Source organism: Flindersiella endophytica (assembly GCF_054779015.1).
This window is the reverse complement of the sequence record NZ_BAAGYY010000008.1, coordinates 14,505-34,657: the sequence shown is the minus strand read 5'-3', so window position 1 is coordinate 34,657 and position 20,153 is coordinate 14,505. Positions and strand designations below refer to the sequence as shown.

The 20,153-nt window shown below is 70.2% G+C and carries 19 protein-coding genes; 11 read left to right on the top strand and 8 right to left on the bottom strand.

From position 1 onward, the window contains the following. Positions 1-226 precede the first annotated feature (226 nt). From ACYVF6_RS05185 to ACYVF6_RS05150, 8 genes are all read left to right on the top strand, one after another. On the top strand, positions 227-1,513 hold the full coding sequence (locus tag ACYVF6_RS05185) for an ROK family transcriptional regulator (protein ID WP_460516341.1): 1,287 nt from the start codon (positions 227-229) through the stop codon (positions 1,511-1,513). After that, positions 1,510-3,003 carry an alkaline phosphatase family protein gene (locus ACYVF6_RS05180; protein WP_460516338.1) on the top strand — a complete coding sequence of 498 codons (1,494 nt, stop codon included), beginning with the start codon at positions 1,510-1,512 and terminating at the stop codon, positions 3,001-3,003. Before ACYVF6_RS05185 ends, ACYVF6_RS05180 begins: the two co-directional genes overlap by 4 nt. Then, a complete protein-coding gene (locus tag ACYVF6_RS05175; RefSeq protein WP_460516335.1) occupies positions 3,000-4,613 on the top strand; it encodes an alpha-L-arabinofuranosidase C-terminal domain-containing protein in 1,614 nt (537 codons plus the stop codon). Before ACYVF6_RS05180 ends, ACYVF6_RS05175 begins: the two co-directional genes overlap by 4 nt. Further along, positions 4,610-5,992, top strand: a complete 1,383-nt coding sequence (locus tag ACYVF6_RS05170; RefSeq protein WP_460516332.1) for a sulfatase family protein — start codon at positions 4,610-4,612, stop codon at positions 5,990-5,992. The genes ACYVF6_RS05175 and ACYVF6_RS05170 overlap by 4 nt, the downstream gene beginning before the upstream one ends. Before the next feature lie 77 nt (positions 5,993-6,069). Further along, positions 6,070-6,942 carry an alpha/beta fold hydrolase gene (locus tag ACYVF6_RS05165; protein WP_460516330.1) on the top strand — a complete coding sequence of 291 codons (873 nt, stop codon included), beginning with the start codon at positions 6,070-6,072 and terminating at the stop codon, positions 6,940-6,942. Positions 6,943-7,033: 91 nt separating this feature from the next. Further along, on the top strand, positions 7,034-7,738 hold the full coding sequence (locus tag ACYVF6_RS05160; RefSeq protein WP_460516327.1) for a response regulator: 705 nt from the start codon (positions 7,034-7,036) through the stop codon (positions 7,736-7,738). Further along, complete coding sequence (locus tag ACYVF6_RS05155) at positions 7,735-9,114, top strand: sensor histidine kinase (RefSeq protein ID WP_460516324.1); 1,380 nt, start codon at positions 7,735-7,737, stop codon at positions 9,112-9,114. The genes ACYVF6_RS05160 and ACYVF6_RS05155 overlap by 4 nt, the downstream gene beginning before the upstream one ends. Further along, positions 9,111-9,728: a GerMN domain-containing protein gene (locus ACYVF6_RS05150; RefSeq protein ID WP_460516321.1), complete on the top strand. Its 618-nt coding sequence runs from the start codon at positions 9,111-9,113 to the stop codon at positions 9,726-9,728. Before ACYVF6_RS05155 ends, ACYVF6_RS05150 begins: the two co-directional genes overlap by 4 nt. Positions 9,729-9,906: 178 nt before the next feature. Here ACYVF6_RS05150 and ACYVF6_RS05145 read toward each other — a convergent pair whose 3' ends face one another. Together ACYVF6_RS05145 and ACYVF6_RS05140 are read right to left on the bottom strand one after the other, a co-directional pair. Then, entirely contained in the window at positions 9,907-10,281 is a 375-nt protein-coding gene (locus ACYVF6_RS05145) for an STAS domain-containing protein (protein WP_460516318.1), read from the bottom strand. Positions 10,282-10,326: 45 nt separating this feature from the next. After that, a complete protein-coding gene (locus ACYVF6_RS05140) occupies positions 10,327-10,593 on the bottom strand; it encodes a sigma factor-like helix-turn-helix DNA-binding protein (protein WP_460516400.1) in 267 nt (88 codons plus the stop codon). 186 nt (positions 10,594-10,779) lie between these two features. Here ACYVF6_RS05140 and ACYVF6_RS05135 point away from each other — a divergent pair, with 186 nt between their 5' ends. Together ACYVF6_RS05135 and ACYVF6_RS05130 are read left to right on the top strand one after the other, a co-directional pair. Beyond that, on the top strand, positions 10,780-11,688 hold the full coding sequence (locus ACYVF6_RS05135; protein ID WP_460516316.1) for a DUF929 family protein: 909 nt from the start codon (positions 10,780-10,782) through the stop codon (positions 11,686-11,688). Continuing rightward, positions 11,678-12,160: a vitamin K epoxide reductase family protein gene (locus ACYVF6_RS05130; RefSeq protein ID WP_460516313.1), complete on the top strand. Its 483-nt coding sequence runs from the start codon at positions 11,678-11,680 to the stop codon at positions 12,158-12,160. Before ACYVF6_RS05135 ends, ACYVF6_RS05130 begins: the two co-directional genes overlap by 11 nt. Before the next feature lie 27 nt (positions 12,161-12,187). Here ACYVF6_RS05130 and ACYVF6_RS05125 read toward each other — a convergent pair whose 3' ends face one another. The 6 genes from ACYVF6_RS05125 to ACYVF6_RS05100 all read right to left on the bottom strand — a co-directional run bounded on the left by ACYVF6_RS05125 (position 12,188) and on the right by ACYVF6_RS05100 (position 18,379). Beyond that, positions 12,188-15,412 (bottom strand): AfsR/SARP family transcriptional regulator, encoded by a 3,225-nt coding sequence (locus ACYVF6_RS05125; RefSeq protein WP_460516310.1) that lies wholly within the window; start codon positions 15,410-15,412, stop codon positions 12,188-12,190. 28 nt (positions 15,413-15,440) lie between these two features. Then, positions 15,441-15,674, bottom strand: a complete 234-nt coding sequence (locus tag ACYVF6_RS05120; RefSeq protein WP_460516307.1) for a hypothetical protein — start codon at positions 15,672-15,674, stop codon at positions 15,441-15,443. Positions 15,675-15,727: 53 nt separating this feature from the next. Beyond that, positions 15,728-15,913, bottom strand: a complete 186-nt coding sequence (locus tag ACYVF6_RS05115; RefSeq protein ID WP_460516304.1) for a helix-turn-helix transcriptional regulator — start codon at positions 15,911-15,913, stop codon at positions 15,728-15,730. A gap of 423 nt (positions 15,914-16,336) precedes the next feature. Then, positions 16,337-17,464, bottom strand: coding sequence for an AI-2E family transporter (locus ACYVF6_RS05110; RefSeq protein ID WP_460516302.1), 1,128 nt, complete (start codon positions 17,462-17,464; stop codon positions 16,337-16,339). A gap of 61 nt (positions 17,465-17,525) precedes the next feature. Then, complete coding sequence (locus ACYVF6_RS05105; protein ID WP_460516299.1) at positions 17,526-18,128, bottom strand: hypothetical protein; 603 nt, start codon at positions 18,126-18,128, stop codon at positions 17,526-17,528. Then, positions 18,128-18,379, bottom strand: coding sequence for a hypothetical protein (locus tag ACYVF6_RS05100; protein WP_460516297.1), 252 nt, complete (start codon positions 18,377-18,379; stop codon positions 18,128-18,130). Before ACYVF6_RS05100 ends, ACYVF6_RS05105 begins: the two co-directional genes overlap by 1 nt. Before the next feature lie 711 nt (positions 18,380-19,090). Between ACYVF6_RS05100 and ACYVF6_RS05095 the strand changes: the two genes are divergently transcribed. Further along, positions 19,091-20,134 carry a LacI family DNA-binding transcriptional regulator gene (locus ACYVF6_RS05095; protein ID WP_460516294.1) on the top strand — a complete coding sequence of 348 codons (1,044 nt, stop codon included), beginning with the start codon at positions 19,091-19,093 and terminating at the stop codon, positions 20,132-20,134. The last annotated feature ends 19 nt before the right edge of the window (positions 20,135-20,153 follow it).

The window sequence follows — 20,153 nt, the reverse complement described above, 5'->3', positions numbered from 1 at the left end:
GGGGCTGCGTTCGGAACCAGCGGGCATCCTGGGATCCCCACCCACCCCCCAAGGTGTGATCGAGGCAGCCCCGGACCGCAAGTATGTCGGGTTGGCGGCGGAATGTCGTAGGGGTCACTCGTCCTCAAAGCCAGGACCAAAGCCCCTATGCCACGACCGGTTGCGGCCGCGCGGGATATTTTCCTGAGCATTGACAAAAATATCGGCGCTCACGCAGACTGCTCCGGTGGCCGACTCACCGTCGAACGTGTTGCGGCTGCTCCGGGAGAGTCATGAGGAGCGGCTGCTCGCTGCCCTGCGCGCGCATGGCGCGATGAGCAGGGCCGAGCTCGGCCGGCGCACCGGCCTCTCGCGGGCCACGCTCTACGCGATCGTCCAGCACCTGGTCGCGACCGACCGGGTGGTCGAGCGGGCCGCCGAGGCCGCACCGGCCCGGGGCCGCGGGCGGCCGGCGACGCTCGTCGCGCTGAATCCGGCGGGTGGGCTCGCGCTCGGCCTCGACTTCGGCCACCAGCGGATCGAGGCCGCCGTCGCAAACGTCGCGCACGAGGTGGTCGCGACGGCAAGCGCACGTTGCACCGAACGAACGCCGTGGGCCGAGCGGCTGGCCGCCGGCATCGAGCTCGTCGACCGGCTCGCCGCCGACCGGCAGATCTCGCTCACGGCGCTCGAAGGCATCGGCGCCGGCGTGGTCGGCCCAGTGCCGACCCCTCCCGCCGGCCCTCCCCCTGCGAGCCCGGCCAGCCCGGCCACCAGCCGGCGGCCCACCCGGTCCACCCGGTCCACCCGGGCCGAGCTGGCCCGAGCCGGACTGGCCGAGCGCTTCGGCGTACCCGTGCTCGTCGACAACAACACCCGGCTGGCCGCGCTGGCCGAGGCGATCTGGGGCGCCGGCGCCGGCTTCGCCAACGTCCTCTACGTCAAGCTGTCCTACGGCGTCGGCGGTGGCCTGGTGCTGGGCGGCCACCTGCACTCCGGCGCGACCGGCGGCGCCGGCGAGCTCGGCCACGTCACCGTCGACCCGGACGGCCCGGCCTGCTCGTGCGGCGGACGCGGCTGCCTCGAGCGGTACGTCTCGATCGCCGCGATCCTCCAGCAGTGCGCGGCCAAACGCCTCGACCACGTGCTCGAACGCTTGCGCGCGGGCGACGCCGGCGTACGTGCCGTGTTCGCCGAAGCGGGCCGGCGGCTCGGCATGGTGCTGGCCGCGTCCTGCAACGTCGTCAACCCCGAGGTCGTCGTCGTTGGCGGTGAGCTGGCTGCCGCGGGCGACGAGCTGCTCGGGCCCGCCCGGGCGGCCATCGACGCCTACGCGCACCGGCAGGTACGCCAGGGCCTGCACGTCCGCGCCGCCAGCCTGGGCGACGCCGCCGCGGCCCAGGGTGGCATCGCGCTCGTCCTGCGCGAGTCCGCCCTCCTGGCCGGCTACCCCGGCGCCGCACCAGCTCCGGCCGACCCCGCCGACTCTGACGACTCCGACGACTCCGACGAGATCGAGGCAGACACTCCGTGACGAACATCCTCGTGCTGATGACCGACCAGCACCGGCTGGACACCCTGGGCTGCTACGGCAACCAGGTGTGCGAAACACCCGCTCTGGACGGCCTGGCCGCCTCCGGCACCCGGTTCGACCACTGCTACACGCCGACGGCGATCTGCACGCCGTCCCGCGCGACGTTGCTCACCGGCGTCCTGCCGTTCCGGCACACGCTGCTGGCCAACTACGAACGCAACGTCGGCTACCGCGAGGAGCTCGACGGCCAGTACGCGCCGTTCTCGGAACCGCTGGCGGCAGCCGGCTACCGGCTCGGGCACATCGGCAAGTGGCATGTCGGCAAGCTGAACGGCCCGGCGGAGTTCGGCTTCGAGGGCGAGCACTACCCCGGTTGGGGCAATCCCGTGCGGCACCCGGACTACGTCCGCTACCTCGCCGAGCGCGGCCTGCCGGAGTACCGCCTGCGTACGGAGGTGCGTGGCACGTTCCCGAACGGCGAGCCCGGCAACCTCCTCGGCGGCGTGCTGGTCCAGCCGGTCGAGGCGACGTTCGAGTACTACCTGGCCGAGCGGACGATCGAACGGCTCCACAGGTACGCCGAGCAGGGCGAGGCCGACGGTCGGCCGTTCTACCTGGCCTGCAACTGGTTCGGCCCGCATCTGCCGTACTGCCTGCCCGAGGACTACTACCACCGCTACGATCCCGCGCTCGCCAAGCTGCCGGAGTCGATCGCGGAGACGTTCGACGGCAAGCCGAGCGTCCAGCGGCACTACTCCGAGCACTGGACGTTCGACAGTCTCTCGGCCGGACAGTGGCGGGAGCTGATCGCGGCGTACTGGGGTTACGTGACGCTGATCGACGAGCAGGTCGGTCGCGTCCTGCGTACGCTCGACGAGCTCGGCCTCACCGACGACACCGCGGTGTTCTTCACCGCCGACCACGGCGAGTTCACCGCCTCGCATCGCCTGCACGACAAGGGCCCGGCGATGTACGACGACATCTACCGTATCCCGTTGCTGGCAAGGATTCCCGGGCAGCCCGCCGGGAGGGTCGACGACTCGTTCGTCTCGCTGACCGACCTCACCCCGACCTACCACGAGCTGGCCGGCCTGCCCGTCCCCGACCACTACGACGGCCGCAGCCTGCTCCCGCTCACAGGCGACGAACGTCCGGCGGACTGGCCGGACCACGTGGTGGCGGAGTTCCACGGCCACCACTTCCCTTATCCACAACGGATGATCCGGACCCGCGAGCACAAGCTCGTCGTCAACCCCTCGGACCGGAACGAGCTCTACGACCTGCGGGCCGATCCGCACGAGCTCCAGAACCTCTACGCCAACCCGGCGTTCGCCGGCGTCCGCCACGACCTGATGGCGCGCCTGTACACGATTCTGCGTGAGCGCGGCGACAACTTCTACCACTGGATGACGTCGATGTACGACGTCGGAGCCAAGACCTACGACACCGCGCTCAGCCAGCTCGACGACACCGCGAGGAGCCCTCGATGAACGACGCCGTTGTTGACATCCGCACCGACCGGGAGATCGGGCGGATCGATCCCAACATCTACGGGCACTTCCTGGAGTCGGCGTTCTTCGGCAACATCGAGGGTGGCGTCTTCGACGAGGGATCGCCGTTGTCCCACAGCGAATCCGGGCCACGCGACGGCCTGCGCCGCGACGTGATCGAGGCCTGCCGGCAACTGGGCCTGGGGATCGTTCGCTGGCCAGGCGGCAACTTCACCTCTCCGTACTACTGGGAGGACGGCATCGGGCCACGCGACCAGCGCCCACGCCGGCTGGAGCTCGCGTGGGGCTCGGAGGAGACCAACCGCTTCGGCACCGACGAGTTCCTCGCCTGGTGCGCCGAGGTCGGCGCCGAACCGTACCTCGCGCACAGCTGCCGCAGCGTCGACGACGCCGTCCGGTGGGTGGAGTACACCAACTACGGCGGCGACACGCACTACACCAGGCTGCGCGGCCGCGAGCCTTACGGCGTGCGGTACTGGGGCCTGGGCAACGAGGTCTACGGGCGCTGGCAGATGGGCCACCGCCCGGCCGAGCAGTACGCCGCCGACGCACGCGAGCACGCCCACTTCATGCAGGCGGTCGATCCAGAGTTGAGCTTCATCGCGGTCGGCAAGCCCGGCGAGGAGTGGACCCGGCCCGTTCTGGAGCAGGTCGGCAACCGGATCGACTACATCTCGCTGCACCTCTACGGCGCGTCGACGCATCTCTACTCGGGTTCCGGCAGCACCGACGACTACGACGCCGTGGTGGCTCAGTCGCTCTACTTCGAACGGGAGATCCACGACTACGCGCACGAGGTCGCCGACCTCGCCGGGCAGGCGGGCGTGGAACGGCCGCTCGGGATCGCGCTCGACGAGTGGAACATCCGGCACCTGGAGCCGACGGCCTGGCCGGAGCCCCAGCCGTCCGGCGACGGTGGCGTCGTGGGCCGCGAGATCCCTTCCGGGGAAGAGACTCCGCCCAGGTTCCGGGTCAACCGCTGGAGCCCGCGCACGCTGGCGGACGCGTTGTTCTACGCCGGTGTCTTCCACACGCTGCACCGGGCCAGCGGCCTGCCGGTTCCTGTGACGATGGCCAACACCGTCAACCTGGTCAACGCCAACGGGCTGCTGGCCGTCCGGCCTGGCGGCCTGGTCCGGTCGGCGACCTACCACGTGTGGGACCTGTACCGAAACCACACGGGCAGCATCGCGGTCGAGGCGAACGTGCAGAGCCCGGCGCGCACCGGCGTCGTACGGCTGGGCGACCACCGGGACGGCTCCGGAGGCTTCCTGACCCGCCCGGCGACCGTTCCGATGCTGGACGTCTCGGCGACGCTCACCGAGGATCGGCGTCAACTCAAGCTTGCGGTGATCAACCGGCACCGGTCGGGGTCCGTTCGCACCCGGCTTGCCCTGGACGGGCACGACCGCCTGCCGCAGGCTGCCGTGCACGAGCTCTGCACCGGCACCGATGAGGTGTTCGCGGTCAACACAATGGACGCCCCCGACCGGGTGGCCCTGCGCGACAGAGGCAAGGCCGACCTCGGCGAGGGGGTGTACGAGTTCCCGGCGCACTCGATCACGCTGCTGTCGTTCGACCTGCGATGAGTCGCGTCACCGGAACCAACGTGCTGGTCGTCCTCGCCGACCAGTTCCGGGCCGACTGTCTCGGCGTCGCGGGTCACCCGGACGTCGAGACGCCGGTGCTCGACGGGCTGGCCGGCGACGGCACGTACTTCCCGAACAGCTTCTGCACCGCTCCCCTGTGTACGCCGTCGAGGTACAGCCTGCTGACCGGGCTGCCGCCGCACCGGCACGGAGTGCACGGTAACAACCAGACGCTCGCGGCCGGGCTGCCGACGCTGCCCGAGCGAGCCAGGTCCGCGGCCGTCCGGTCCACGGCCATCGGCAAGATGCACCTGACGCCGACGTACCTCGACGTCGGGTTCGAGACGATGCTGCTGGCGGAGCAGAACGGCGACGGCCCGCTGGTCGACGACTACCACGGCGACCTGGTGGCCGCCGGTCTCGTCGACGGCAACGACCTGATCGACCAGCGGCAGGAGTACCGCTCGCGGGCCAACCAGCACTACTGGTCGTCCTACGGCGCCGCGCCGAGCGACCTGCCCGAGGAGTGGCACTCGACGACGTGGATCGCCGACCGCGCGATCGGCCGGCTCGACCGACGCTGGGCGGGCGGCGGGCAGCTGATGTACCTCAGCTTCGTCAAGCCGCACCATCCGTTCGACCCGCCGCGACCGTGGCACGAGCGGTACGACCCGGCGCGCCTGTCGATCCTGCCCGGGTGGACGCCGGACGTGAGCGACTTCGACGTCCCGCGCGGCTACTTCGACAACGCCGCGCTGACCGAGGCGGCATTGCGGCAGGCGATGGCGCTCTACTACGCGACGATCACCCACCTCGACTTCGACCTGGGCCGGGTGCTCGCGCGGCTGCGCGAGCTGGAGGCGTACGACAACACGCTGATCGTCTTCACGTCCGACCACGGCGAGTACCTCGGCTTCCATCACATGCTGTTGAAGTCCGGCCCGATGTACGAGCCGCTGGTCCGCGTGCCGCTGATCATCAAGCCGGCACAACAGCCCGGACAGCGCACCGCCGGCACCGTCGACCGGCGGCTCACGTCCGGCATCGACGTCGTGCCGACCGCCCTGGCCGCGCTGGGGATCGCCGCCGGCGACCTGCCCGGGCACGATCTGGCCGATGGCAGCTGGGACCGGCAGGTGGTGGTCGCAGAGTCGGAGTCCGAAGGGCTGATGGTGCGGATCGGCCGGCACAAGGTGCTGGAGCGACCGGGCCGGAACCCGGTGCTGTTCGACCTCGAGACCGACCCGCTGGAGCTGGACCCGCGGGAGTTCGAGGCGGTCGCCCGTCCCGAGGCCCGGCCGGCGGCTTTCCCGAACGAGGACCGGCGGGCTCGCTTCGATGCGATCCTGGACCGCGGCGAACATCCCTGGCTCCGGTAGCGAAAACCGCGATGATTTCCGGCTCCCTGGAAAGTCAGAAGGATGAGACATCGAGATCGCACTCCAGGAGAGGCAAGATGACCGAGCCGACGACGCACACTTTGGACGTTCCGGGCGCCACGCTCACCTATGACATCCGCGCCAACGACGCCAGCACCGAGCCGGTGCTCTTCGTGATCGGCTCGCCGATGGGCGCCGCCGGCTTCGTCACGCTGGCCGGGCACTTCGGCGACCGCACCGTGGTGACGTACGACCCGCGCGGTACGGAGCGCAGCCGGCGCACCGACGGTGCCAAGCAGAACACGCCCGACGAGCACGCCGACGACCTGCACCGGCTGGTCGCGGAGGTCGGCAAGGGCCCGGTCGACGTCTTCGCCAGCAGCGGCGGCGCCGTCAACGCCCTGGCCTGGGTCGCCAAGCACCCTGAGGACGTCCGCACACTGGTGGCACACGAGCCGCCGGCAGCGCAGGCACTGCCGGACCGCGAGTACGCCCTGGCCGCGAACAAGGACATCGCCGAGACGTACCAGCGCGACGGCATGGGCGCCGGCATGGCCAAGTTCATCGCGATCGTCACCCACAAGGGCGAGATCACCGAGGACTACCTCAAGCAGCCGGCTCCGGACCCCGCGATGTTCGGCCTGCCCACCGAAGACGACGGCTCCCGCGACGACGCTCTGCTCGGGCTGAACATGCTCACCTGCACCCACTACGAGCACGACTTCGACGCGCTGCGGGCGGCATCCACCCGGATCGTGCTCGCCGCGGGCGTCGCGTCCGAGGGCGAGCTGGCCAACCGCGGCGCCCACGCCGTCGCCGCGCGGCTCGGCACGACGGCCGTGGCGTTCCCCAGCGACCACGGCGGCTTCCTGGGCGGCGAGTACGGCCAGACCGGTGACCCGGACGGGTTCGCCGCCGCTCTTCGTGAGGTCCTGGGGCGGCGGAGCTGAGGACAGCGCCGTTCATTGAGATCTCATGACGATGGCGCCCGGCCGAGCTGGTAGCCGGGCGCCCGGGCCGAGGATTTGGCAGCATTACGCCATGGGTGATCGGCTGCTCATCGTCGAGGACGACGACCGGATCCGCGCGATGCTCCGGCTCGGCCTGGAGGACGAGGGCTACCAGATTTTCGAGGCCGACTCGGGCGAGTCCGCCGTCGAGCAGATCCGCCGCGACCCGCCGGACCTGGCGATCGTCGACCTCATGCTGGGCGGGATGGACGGGTTCACCTGCATCCGCGAAGTCCGCCGCACCACAGACCTGCCGATCATCGTGGTCAGCGCCCGCAGCGACACCCACGACATCGTCGCCGGGCTGGAGGCGGGCGCGGACGACTACGTCACCAAGCCGTTCCAGATCAAGGAGATCACCGCTCGGCTGCGCGCCCTGCGCCGCCGGAGCAGGGGCACCGGCCAGGCGGCCGCCGAGCCCGATCTCGTACTCGACTCCACGAACCCGCCGGCGCTGGTGCTGTCGCCGTCGGCCGGCACCGTTCGCCGGGGTGACGACGAGATCCACCTGACGCTGACGGAGTACCGCCTGCTCACCGAGCTGGCCAACGCGCCGGGCCGGGTGCTGAGCCGTCGTACGCTGCTCGAGCTGGTGTGGGACCACGGCTACGTCGGCGACGAGCGGATCGTCGACGTACACATCCGCCGGCTGCGTACCAAAATCGAGCCCGACCCGTCGAACCCAGGCATGGTCGTCACCGTACGAGGGCTGGGCTACCGCCTCGACCGCAGATGACGAACTGGCTGGCGCTCTTCCGACCGCGCGGGCTACGCGCGCGGGTGATCACGGCGTTCGGGCTCGGCGCGCTCATCGTGACGACGGCGTTCGCCGCGCTGGCGTATCTCCTGGCGCACAGCTATCTCATGACGCAGCGCGAGCGGTCGGTGCTGCGGCAGGTCTACACCGATGCCACGATCACGCGCGACCGGCTGCAGACCAGTGGGGTTACCGGCCGGGACGTGCTGTCCAACCTCGCGCCGCCGACCACCACGGCGATCGTGATCCACTCCCAGGGTCGGTGGTTCGCGTCCGCGCTGGACGCCGACGAGGGCTCGATCCCGGTGGCCATCCGCACAGCGGTCGCCGACGGGCAGGCGGTCCACCAGCGGATCCACGCAGACGGCAGCATGGTGCTCGTCGTCGGCATCCCGCTGCCGTCAGCGGACGCCGAGATCTACGAGGTCGTGTCGCTCGCCCAGCTGGACGAGACGCTGCAGGTGCTCAGCACCGCGCTGACCACAGGGGCACTGCTGGCGACCGCGGCGGGCATCGCGCTGGGCTGGTGGGCCAGCCGGTCGGTCGTCCGGCCGCTGGAGGGCGTGGCCAGCACGGCGGCCCGGATCGCGGCCGGTCAGCTCGACACCCGGCTGCCGGCCACCCGGGATCCCGACCTGGCCACGATCGTCGGCTCGTTCAACAGCATGGTCGACACGCTCCAGCAACGCATCGAACGCGACGCCCGGCTGGCCGCCGACGTCAGCCACGAGCTGCGGTCCCCGTTGACCACGCTGGTGGCCGGCGTGGACGTGCTCAACAAGCGGCGCGACGAGCTGCCCGAACGCTCGCGGCACGCGCTCGACCTGATCACCGACGAGCTCGACCGGTTCCAGAAGCTGCTGCGCAACCTGCTCGAACTGTCGCGTGCGGAGGCCGGCCTGGACCCCGGTGACGTCGAGGACATCTCTGTGGCCGCGCTCGTCGCCGACACGCTCGCCGAGACGGGCCGCCCGGCTGAGCTGCTGGCGCGCCCTCCGAAGCTCCCGCTGGTCCGGGCCGATGCCGCCCGGCTCAAGCGAGTCGTCCTGAACATCCTCGACAACGCCGACCAGCACGCCGGCGGAACCGCGCGGATCACCGTCACGGCCCAGGACCGGCGGGTCCTGCTCTGCTTCGACGACAACGGGGCCGGCGTTCCGCCGGCCGACCGGGAGCGCATCTTCGAACGCTTCGCGACGGGCAAGGGCCCTCGCCGGTCGGCGACGGGTACGGGGCTCGGTCTCGCGCTCGCGACCGAGACGGTGGCAGCGCACGGTGGCGCGATGTGGTGCACCGACCGTTCGGACGGGCAGGGCGCCCGCTTCGTCATCTCGCTGCCGGAGGCGGGTCCGTGAGGCGGTGGCGGCGGATTGGGGCTGCTGGACCGGCTGGGCTGGCCGGGTTGCTGATGCTGGTGGCGCTGCTGGCGGCGTGCGGTGTGCCGAGCCAGGAGCGACCCACGGTGATCGATCCGACCAACGTGCCGAACGGCCTGCTGGCCTCCGGTCGCCCCGAGCCCGACTCCACACCGACACAGACGCAACAGGCCAACCCCGTCACGTTCTTCGTCGACGCGGACCGGCTGATCGGTGTCGAGCGCACGTTGCCGGGCGGCTCACCGCGCACGCGCCTGCACGACGCGATCTCCGCCCTGCTCATCGGCCCGACCGAGACCGAGCAGGCCGCCGGGCTGAGTACGGCGGTCCCCAACGACCTCCTGCTGACGGTGGCGGGCGTCGAAAACGGTGAGGCGACCATCGAGCTCACCGGCGAGCTGCGCAACTCCCCCGTCGAAGACACCATCCTGGCCGTCGGCCAGATCGTGCTGACCGCCACCGCCCAACCAGACATAGACCGGGTACGCCTCCTCCACAACGGCGAAATCATCGGCGCCCCACTGATCGACGGATCCATCCGATCCGCCCCACTCACCGCCGCCGACTACACCGCACTCCGCGCCGGCCGGTAGGGGCAGGGCCGGCAGGGGTAAACCTGGCCGCCACCTGCGTTCCATCATCTGATCGTCATGAAACCGCAAAGAAACTGGCTGCGCATTCGCAATACCACGAACTCAAACTCTGAAGTGGGGTCTGTCGAAGCAGTAGGGGATGGGTCCACTGACCGCCTGGTAGGGGCGACCCAGGCGGTCAGTCGGCGGGACGGCTCGGTGGGCGATCGCCGAGCCGTCCCGCCGACAGGGCCTCCGGCCTGGCCCGATCGATCCGGAACACCTGGTGCAGGCCCGTGCGAGTCAGCAGGTCGAGCGTCCGGCGGCCCGGACTGCGCAGCACGACCGCTCCCCCACGCGTCCGGCAGATCCGGTGGGCGCCGAGCAGCGCCGCCAGCGCGGTCGACGACAGGTGCCGCACGCGGCTCACGTCCACGATGATGTAGCGGGCGCCGCCGGACAGGTGAGCGCGCAGCTGCCAGCGCAGCCCGGTCATACCCTCGACGAACGTCTCGTCGGTGAGCTGGACGACCGGAGCCGGGCTGTACAGCCATGGCCGGTGTTCCTCGTCCATCGCAGCCTCCCGCACCGCTGGTCTGCACCTGCCGACGGTTTGCGGTTACGTGACGCCTGCCCGCGGCGTGGCCGGCCGGTCGTCCTCGACCGGCGAAAGTTCCGCGACCAGATCGTCGCGGGCCCGGAAGACACGGGAGCGGATCGTTCCGACGGGACAGCCGCAGATCTCGGCGGCCTCGTGGTACGACAGCCCGAGCACCTGCGTGAGGACGAACGCCTCCCGCCGGTCGTGGTCGAGGCCAGCGACGGCTTGCCGGAGCGCGACCGTAGTGTCCGGTGCGGCCGTCCGGGCGAGCGTACGGCCTGGCAGGAACGCGCGGAACGGCTGTCCAGGCGGGTGCGGGTCACGAGCGTGGACCCGAGTCCCCCACAGCGCTCGCGGTCGTCGCGATCGGGCAGCTCTTCATCGGCCTGACCCAGCTGTTCGCCCCCGGGAACTTTCCGTCCCGTACCAGCAACTAGTTTTCGTGGAAGAACCACGTACGAAGGGAAGGTCATGGCTTCGTCCAAGGCACAGCGGCGGCGCGCGGGTCAGGAGGCAGCCCGCGCGAAGGTCGCGGCCATGCGTGCCGAGCAGGAACGCGCGGACCGGCGCAGGCGGCTGGGAATCGTGGCCGCCGTGCTGGCAGGCGTCCTGGTCGTGGTCGGCGGAATCGTCGCGATCTCGGTGACCAGGGACACCGACTCCGCGCGGCAGAGCGGCGACCTGCCCGCGAGCGTACTGAAGGCCGCCACCTCGGTGCCGCCTTCGGTGCTGGAGCAGATCGGCAAGGGCTCGGCGGTGTCGTTGCCCGCGAAGGCGTCCGGCAAGGCGCTCGCCAAGGCCGGCAAGCCGCAGGTGCTCTACGTTGGTGCGGAGTACTGCCCCTACTGCGCGGCCGAACGCTGGTCGATGGTCGTGGCGCTGAGCCGGTTCGGCACGTTCAGCGGCCTGGGCGCCACCACCTCCGGGGCCGAGGACGTTTACCCCAACACGCCGACGTTCACGTTCCACGGCTCGACGTTCAGCAGCGACTACATCGACTTCGTCGGCAAGGAGCTGAACACCAACCAGCGTGCCAAGAACGGAAACAGCAACGGCTACGCGCCGCTGGACAAGCTGACCGCCGGGCAGGAGGCGGAGTTCGACAAGCTCACCAACGGCGAGAACAGCTTCCCGTTCGTCGACTTCGCCGGCAAGTTCACCATCCGCGGCACGCAGTACGACCCGAAAGTGCTGGAGGGCAAGTCGATGGAGCAGATCGCCGACGCTCTGAAGGACCCGAAGAGCCCGATCGCGCAGGCGATCAACGGCTCGGCCAACACCATCACCGCCGCGGTGTGCGAGACCACCGGCGGCAAGCCGGCGAACGTCTGCGGGTCGTCCGCGATCAGCTCGCTGCGAGGGCAGCTCGGTGACAAGTAGAACGCCTACGGCGACCCGTGTCGCTCCACGCTGGGCGGCACCGGTGTGCATCGCGCTCTGCCTGGTGGGGCTGGGCTTCGCGGTCTATCTGACGTACGCCCACTACACCAGCCCCACGGTGCTCGCCTGCCCGGACACCGGCGTGGTCAACTGCGCCAAGGTCACGACAAGCTCCGAGGCCATGCTGTTCGGCGTGATCCCGGTGGCGGTCACGGGCGTTCCGTACTTCGTGGTGATGCTGCTGCTCTGCCTGCCGGGTACGTGGCGGCCGGGTCCTCGCGCGGCCACCTGGCGCTGGGCCCGGATCGCGGGCGCGGGGATCGGCATGGCGATGGTGTGCTACCTCGTCTACGTCGAGTTCGTCGTACTCCGCGCGATCTGCCTGTACTGCACGGTGGTCCACGTCGTCACGTTCCTGCTACTGGCGGCCGTGCTCGCGGCGGACGCACTGGCAACAACAGTCGAGGACTGAAGGGACGCGCGGGCTACTCCGCCGGTCTCACGGGTAGTACGCCGGAAGCTGCAGTGCACGCTCGTCGAGGTTCAGGCCGGCGTAGGTCGTGGTCCACTCGGCGTGGCACTCGTCTGCTTCGGCGGGGCGACCGGCTGCCCGGTGGACACGTTCCAGGCGGGCGAGCAGCCGTCCGATCTGCAGCGGTGTTCGCATCTCGCGGCGGATGGCCAGTGACTGCTCCAGCGCCGCGCGGGCTGCGACGAGGTCGCCGCGGCGGGTGTGGAGGTCGCCCTCGGTGAGGAAGACGGCGGCCAGGCCGAGGCGGTCGTCCATGCGGTCAAGTTGGCGGCGGGCTTGGCGGAGCGCGCGTTCGGCCGTGTCCAGGCGGCCGGCGGCGACGTCGATCTCGGCGTCGTTGAGTGCGAGGTGGGCGAGCCCGAGCTCGTCACCGAGGTCGGCGGCTATCTTCCTCGCCTCGGCGACCACGGCCGTCGCTTCGGCGTGGTCGCCGGCGTTGGTGAGCAGGTTGGCGTACATGCTCAGGCCGATCGCGAGCCGGCGGGTCCCGCCTCCGGAACGTAGGTCGGGCAGCGCCTCGCCGAAGAGACGTACCGCCTGGGCGTACTCACCGACGTCGTTGTGCAGGTCGGCCCGCAGCACCAGCAGCGCCGTGACGCCCGGCAGCTCCCCTTCGCGCGCGAGCTCCAGCCCGTCGTCGACCAGCTGTCCCGCCTCGACGAGCGTTCCGACGCAGGCCGCGGCGAACGCCGCGTTCCGGATCGCGCGCAGCTCCATCGCCGGATCGGCCAGCCGGCGGGCGATCGCGCGTTGCTCGTCGGCCAGGTCGCGAAGCTCGGCGTAGGCGTTCTGCTGGGCGCGCAGGGTGGACAGCGCACCGAGCAGGGAGCCGAGCAGCTCGTCGGCGTCCCGGCCCGGAGCAGCCGCCCGGGCCGCACCGATCGCGACGGTCAGCGCTCGCTCCTTGTCGTCGAGGTAGTTGCGGATCGACGCGAAGTCCGTCAACGACAGCGCCAGCCGCCCCGCCAGGTCCGCGCGGCCGAGCTCCGCCGCGCGGCCCACTGCGGCGAGCAGGCACGCCCATTCGGTCTCGAACCAGTCGCGCGGGTGCTCGCGGAGCACGCCGCCGAGCTCGGCCGGCGGGTCCGGCAGGCCTTCGTGTACGAGGGCGTGCCAGAACGGCTGGTCGGGCGACACGTACTCGTCGGCCTGCGCCGCGGCGCCGAGCCAGCGCGAGAGCAGCTGTTCCTGGACGTACCGGAGCCGGCCGGGCTCGTCGTCCAGGTCAGCGCGCTCGCGGGCCACGTCGGCGACCAGGTCGTGCATCCGGAAGCGCAAGCCGCCCGTGACGTCGTGGCCAAGTGGCTCAAGCAGGTGGGCGTCGACGAGCTCGTCCAGCGTCCGTACGGGGTCGGGCGACTCGAGCAGCTCGGCCGCCACCCACTCGGGCCAGTCGGTGGAACGCGGGGTCGCGAGCCCGAGCCGCCGGAACAGCTGCCGGGCAGGTGGGCTCAGCTGCTCGTAGCTCAACCCGATCGTCGCCCGTACGTCCAGGTCTCCGACGCGCAACTCGTCCAGCCGCCCGCGCTCGGCGCCGAGCCGCTCACCGAGCTCGGCGAGCGTCGCCTCCGGCTCCACCGCGAGCCGAGCCGCGGCAACCGAAACCGCCAACGGCAACCGCCCACAAGCCGCGACGATCGCCTCGGCCGCATCCGGCTCCGCCAGCACCCGCTCGCCGCCGGCGATCCGCCGCAACAGGTCGATCGCCGAGGTGGACGAGAGCAGCGGTACCCGCCGATGGTCCGCGCCGGCGAGACCGGCCAGCTGATATCGAGAGGTCACAAGGAAAGCGCTGCTCCCAGCGACCACGCCACTCGCACCAACCACGCCACCCGCGCCAGCCGCACTGCTCCCGCCAACCTCGCTGCCCGCGGCGGTGCCGCCGCTCGCACTGGCGGCGCTGCTTCCGACGGCCTCGCTGGTCCCACCACTCGCGCCAGTCACGCTGCGCGCGGCGGGCTCGGCGGGCTCGGCGGGTCGCGAGTCCTCTGCATGGATCGCGGGCAGCAGCGGGCGGACCTGTTCCTCGGCTCCTGCGTCGTCCATGACGATGAGGGCGCGGGTGCCGGCGAGGCGGTCGCGGAGGGCGGTCAGTCGTTCGTCGCGGGCTTCTGGGATCTCGTCCTGGCCGGCGCCGAGGGCGCGCAGGAAGCGGGCCGCGACGTCGTGGGGGTCCACCGGGTTGGCGCTGCTGCCACGCAGCTCGGCGTACAGCTGGCCGTCGGGAAAGGTCGAGGCCAGCTCGTGCGCGACCGTCAGTGCCAACGTCGTCTTGCCAACGCCGCCCGGCCCCGCGAGCACGGCCACCCTGCTGCCGCCCGGTTCGCGCAGCTGGGCCGTCAGCTCCTCGACCAGCTTGTCCCGCCCGGTGAGCGCCGCACTCGGTGGTGGCAGCTGGCGCGGACGAGGCGGGCTCGCCGCGGACGAAGGCCCTGCCGAGCCCGAGCCCACGCCCGCGCTCAGACGCCGCCGCAGCTCACGCAACGCGGCGCCGGGCTCGACTCCGAGCTCGGCGGTGAACAGCCGGTCGGCCCGGTCGTACAGCCGCACGGCCTCGGCCGGCCTCCCCGCGGCGGAGTGCGCGAGCATCGCCCATTCGAGCGCGCGTTCGCGGTACGGCTCCTCCCCCAGCAGCTCCTCGGCACGCTCGACCACCTCGGCATACCGCCCGAGCGCGAACCCGGCGGCCAGCGCTTGCTCGCGGGCGGCGTACCACTCCTCGGTCAGCAGCGCACGCTCGTTGCGAAGCAGCTCGGCGGGCAGATCGGCGAACGCGGGTCCCCTCCACAGGTCGAGCGCCGCGCCGATCCGCTGGTACGCGACCTCGGCATCGCCGCCGTCGGAGTCGGCACCGTCTGCCGCGTCGGCAGCGGCCCGCACCGCCGAACGGAACTCGAGCAGGTCGAGCTCGTGCCCGGCAAGCCTCAGCTCGTACGCCCCCGGCCGGGTGACGATCAGCCCGCTACCGTCCGGATCCAGCTTGCGACGCAGCCGGCTGACCAGGTTGTGCAGCTGAGCTCGCGCGGTGTCCGGCGGCACCGCCCACAGCTGGTCGACCAGCCCGTCCGCGGACACCGGCCGGTCGGCGTACACCAGCAGGCTCGCCAGCACGAACCGCTCGCGTACACCACCGGCCGGCTCCGCGACGCCGGAACGCAGCGCGCGAACCGGCCCCAGGACGACGAACCGCATGCGTCTTCCTACCACGCGACCAGCCCGGTCACCTCGGGCCGAGGTAGGGCGCTGCCTTTTCCAGGTCCTCGGCGCACTTCGCGACCACGGCGGCGAGGCCGCGAAGATAGGCGGCGCCGCTGGCCGTCGCCGGCAGGTGGACGCTCCACCCGGAAGCGAGCCGAAGCGTTACCTCGTGCGGATCACTGTCACGGATGGAGTACGTGAGCACCTGGTCGGTCCGGGGCCAGAATCCGACGTGTCCGCTGCGCACTTTCGACATGGGATGAGATTCCTTCTCGCGATTACCACGATGTGGAGCCGTGCCTCGTCGACCTACTCGACGAACAGTGCCTGCATCGGCTCGTCCAGCAGCACTGCGATGAGTTCGGCGTTACGTTCGTCGACACATGGATTGGCGCCGGACTCCCAGTGCGTGACAGCCGACCGTGACACACCGATGAACGCGGCCATGTCGGCTTGACTGAGCTTTCTCGACTCCCGTTTGAGCCGAAGGAACACGCGATCTCGTATGCGGTAGGACCTACGCCGCTCAGTCGCGCATTTCCCGGTCCCCCGTGCTTCCAGATCCGAAGGCACCCGTACACCTCTTTCTCGAATTTCCCGTTGCGGCGTGTGCCGAGATTCAACCGACTGAAGCCCCCCTGCAGGGCACGCCTTACAACGATGGATACACCAAGTCTTAGTTGGGTTGCAGTGAGTATGCAAGCCTTGCCTGACTCGTCCGATCGGCGCGTCACGCCTGAATCCGATGGGTTTGTCCACCGCCGATAGCGATGGTTGCCCAACCACACCGTTCGGAAGTCGTCCGGCGATAACCAGGCAACGGCCGCGGGAAAATCGCCGGGCAAGACTGGAATCGCTCAAGTTCTCAGATGGCGACAATGCCCGTCAAAGCTTGTTACTGGCAGTCAACAACGCCGTTCAGTCCTCGTCTCGCTCGACCTCGGTCTCCGGGGGCGGTTGCGTCGCCGACGGCTTGACAGGTTCTTTGTCCGGCTGCCTGATTGGTCTCGCCTCGAGGAAGAGATTCGCCCAGCGACTGGCCGGGTCGATGTCGACCATCAGCGCTTTCGCCAGCAGCGTGAGCGGAATCGCGAGCAGTGCGCCGAGAGCGCCGAGCGCCCACGCCCAGAACGTCAGGCCGAGGAACGTGATCGTCACGGTCAAGCCCAGGCTGTCGCTCATGAACTTCGGTTGAACGACAGTTTGCAGAACGAAGTTGATGACGCTGTAGACCACGATCACCAGCACCATCGTCGGCCAGCCGCCGTCGAGCAGGCCGAGCAGAGCCGGCGGGATCACGCCGATGACGAAGCCGATGTTCGGGATGTAGTTGGTGATGAACGCCAGCACGCCCCACAGCAACGGAAGCGGAACGCTCATGATCGCCAGGGCCACGGAGTCCAGCACGGCCACGATCGCGCCGAACACGGTCGAGACGGCGAGGTAGCGCCGCGTGCCGTGGACGAAGCTGCCGAGTGCGGTCGCGACGTCCGGACGCACTCGGGCGAACTCGGCCATCCGAGCCGGGAAACCGGCGGCGTCCAGGGTCATGAAGAACATCAGGAGAACCAGGAACAGCAGGTTGGAGAAGACCCCCGCGAGTCCGGAGAGCACGCCGGTCATCAGGTCGAAGACGCGGTTGTAGTCGATCTGCGCGCCGAGCTTGCCGGCCTCCGTGGTGCTCACGCCCAGCCGGCTGAGCAGGTTCTCCACGGAGTCGACCAGGCCCTGCGCCTCGGTGCTGTACTGCGGCACCAGCGCCGCGAGCCGCGCGACCGACACCGCGAGCACGACGCCCAGGCCGAGGAGCACGGCGTAGAGCAGGATCAGCGTCACGACCGTGCCGAGCCACCCGGGCAACCCGCGCTTGCGCAACGCCTCCTGCACCGGCGTCACCGCGATGACGAGCATCAGCGCGAGGAAGATCGGGCCGATCAGGCCGGAGATCGCACGGATCCCGGCCACTGCCACGACCAGGCTTGCCGTCCAGAGCAGGACGACCACACCGCGGGGCAGGACCGCTGGACTGGAACCAGCTTCGGGCACGTCGGGCAACCCTTCGGGTACGGGGTTCGAGCACCCGTTGACTACCCGCTTCGCATCAGCGTCAGTCCCGGACCGCTACCGAGCTCCCGCCGAACTGCTCCAACAGGAAAACCTCGTCCTCCAGGCAGGATCCGACGATGTCTCCCAGCTCGAAGACGTCGGGCGGATCGACGACCTGTCCGTCCAGCGCCCGGCCACCGGACTGGTCGCACCGTTTGGTCGTCCCGAGCACCTGGACGGTCGGGCCGATCGCCCGGGCCAGCAGGTCGAGACCTTCGTCGAACAGCGGCAGTGGAACGGCGAACAGCGAGTCGAACTCGCGCTGGCGTTCCGCCCAGGCATCGAACGTCTCTGCCAGCGGGTGCGGCGCCTTCCGGCACAGGACGAGCAACGCAGCCAAGCCGATCCAGACCGACACCTCGGCCTCGGCTTCGATGACACGCAACGGATGCGCTTCGCTCACGCCGGCGCCGTCCAGCAGGCCGGCACCACCCAACTCCAGCAAGGCGACCGAGCCGGCCGGCGTGACCCGGGCGGCCTCCGCCAACGACGAGTAACGCAGCCGCGCGCACAGGTCCGGCCCGTAACAGTGCAGTCGATCGTCGATGAACAAGGCGTTCAGCGGCTCGGGCGACCGTGGTGCGGTGGGGAGACCGAGCAGCATTACGGCTCCGTCCTCCTGTCGTTGGTCTTCTTGTGCGTGCCGGAGCGACGCCGGGTGACGTCCTCGTCGACCACGTCCGCGCACGTCGCCACGACGGCGGCGAGTCGGCGCAGGTAAGCAACACTGGCGGCCGTCGCGGGCAGATGAATGCTCCATTCGCGCGCGAACCGCACCGATATCGCCGGTGGGCTGTGGTGGATACGGCAGGACGGCAGCTGATCGATCATCGGCCAGAGGTGGATCTGGTCCACGCTCATGGCGGTTCTTTCCACCATGCGACGGCCCTTCGAAAGAATGCGTGTATTCAAGCTTGGGGACAGGCACGACCCGCGAGCGCTCTCCACGCAGAACTCTGTTGACAGAGCAAAAGCACTCGCGGGCCGGCCATTTTCCGGCCAAACCGAGGGGTTTTGGCCAGCGACTCGAGCACTCGCCCCCAAGAACTCCAAGTCGCGGGCTCAATCTTCATCAGGCGTGGCGGGCCGCGCAAGCCAGGACAACAGCCGATATCCGGGGTGTCGTAAGTGACCGAAAAGCACGCCTGGTAACCAGGCTGGTATCCCTGTTCCGTGAACCGGCTCGTAGGAGTATCGGCCTCCGAACCGCGGCGATAACCAGATCGGCCCGCCCGGATCGGATTCTCTGCGAAACAGGACTCACAAATAGTCACAACACGTCTCGAATAGCGAGACAACTTGCACTTTGCAGCCGGCAGCACGCGGCCCGCAGGCGGGCCGAGCCGGCGCGGCGGGGCCCGACTAGGGCTTAGGGCGACCACCCGCCGCGCCGGGAGCCACACGCTACTCGCGTTCCACTGCGTGGGAAATCCGTTGACCAGCATCAGGTCACGCTCAGCACCCAACGTGGCCGGCGAAACCGGCTCCTGTAACGGCCAGGTTGACAGCTGGCGGGCACTGGCCTGCACCGGTCACGCAGCTTGACTGCCCGTTCACGGTGCGGTCTTGTGTAAGCGGTTACACACCACCGCGATCGGATCGGAGTGCCGGATGGTGACGATGTACGACGTCGCTGACCGGGCCAAGGTGTCGATCGGCACGGTGTCGCGGTACGTCAACGGCAGCGGCTACGTCGGGACGGCCGCGCGGGAGCAGATCCGGCTGGCCATCGCCGAGCTCGGCTTCGTGCCCAGCATCGCCGCCCGCAGCCTGACGACGAAGAAGTCCGGGCTGATCGGCTTCGTCACCTCCGACCTCGCCAACCCGTTCACGGCCGAGCTGGTGCGGGGCTTGCAGGAACGCGCCACCGAGCTCGGCTACTGCGTGGTCACTACGTCGACCGACGAGGACGAGGACCGTACGCTCCAGGCGCTCACGGCGCTGCGAAGCCACCAGGTCGACGGGCTGGTCGTGACTCCTCCGGAGACCCGTGCGATCAACGACTACCTGGTCGCCGCCGCCAGGCAGGGCACGCCGATCGTGCTGATCGGCATGCGGCTCGACCCGCCCGTCGCCGACCGGGTCACGACCGACACGCACGCCGGTGCCAGGCAGGCGATGGAGCACCTGATCGCGCTCGGGCACCGGCGAATCGGCTACGTCGGTGGGCGAAACCTCGCCAAGGGTCGGCGCCGCGGCTACACCGAGGCGTTGAAGGCCGCGCGGGTGAAGGTCGCCCGCGAGCTGGCCGTGCTGCGGCCGCTCAACCGTACCGGCGGCGCGTCGGCGCTCGAGGCACTGCTCGCGCTGCCGGATCCCCCGACCGCGGTGTTCGCGGCCAACGACGCTGTGGCGCTCGGCGTGATCCAGGCGGCGTACAAGCGCGGGCTGCGCGTGCCCGAGGACCTGTCGGTCGTCGGCTTCGACGACATCGACCTGGCCGAGCACGCGGTGCCGCCGCTCACGACCGTGGCTCAGCCCAAGCAACGCCTGGGCCACGAGGCGATGACGCTGCTCCACCAGCGGATGAGCGGCACCGGTCCGGCGCGGGTCGTCGACCGCCTGTTGCCCTGTGAGCTCGTCGTCCGCGAGTCCACAGCACCGATGTGAAGGCCCAAGAAGGAAGGTA

Excerpts from the sequence above, each read along its gene's own strand:
- ACYVF6_RS05175 (WP_460516335.1), top strand. The coding sequence starts at position 3,000 with ATGAACGACGCCGTTGTTGACATCCGCACCGACCGGGAGATCGGGCGG.
- ACYVF6_RS05170 (WP_460516332.1), top strand. The coding sequence starts at position 4,610 with ATGAGTCGCGTCACCGGAACCAACGTGCTGGTCGTCCTCGCCGACCAG.
- ACYVF6_RS05165 (WP_460516330.1), top strand. The coding sequence starts at position 6,070 with ATGACCGAGCCGACGACGCACACTTTGGACGTTCCGGGCGCCACGCTC.
- ACYVF6_RS05160 (WP_460516327.1), top strand. The coding sequence starts at position 7,034 with ATGGGTGATCGGCTGCTCATCGTCGAGGACGACGACCGGATCCGCGCG.
- ACYVF6_RS05155 (WP_460516324.1), top strand. The coding sequence starts at position 7,735 with ATGACGAACTGGCTGGCGCTCTTCCGACCGCGCGGGCTACGCGCGCGG.
- ACYVF6_RS05145 (WP_460516318.1), bottom strand. The coding sequence starts at position 10,281 with ATGGACGAGGAACACCGGCCATGGCTGTACAGCCCGGCTCCGGTCGTC.
- ACYVF6_RS05135 (WP_460516316.1), top strand. The coding sequence starts at position 10,780 with ATGGCTTCGTCCAAGGCACAGCGGCGGCGCGCGGGTCAGGAGGCAGCC.
- ACYVF6_RS05125 (WP_460516310.1), bottom strand. The coding sequence starts at position 15,412 with ATGCGGTTCGTCGTCCTGGGGCCGGTTCGCGCGCTGCGTTCCGGCGTC.
- ACYVF6_RS05120 (WP_460516307.1), bottom strand. The coding sequence starts at position 15,674 with ATGTCGAAAGTGCGCAGCGGACACGTCGGATTCTGGCCCCGGACCGAC.
- ACYVF6_RS05105 (WP_460516299.1), bottom strand. The coding sequence starts at position 18,128 with ATGCTGCTCGGTCTCCCCACCGCACCACGGTCGCCCGAGCCGCTGAAC.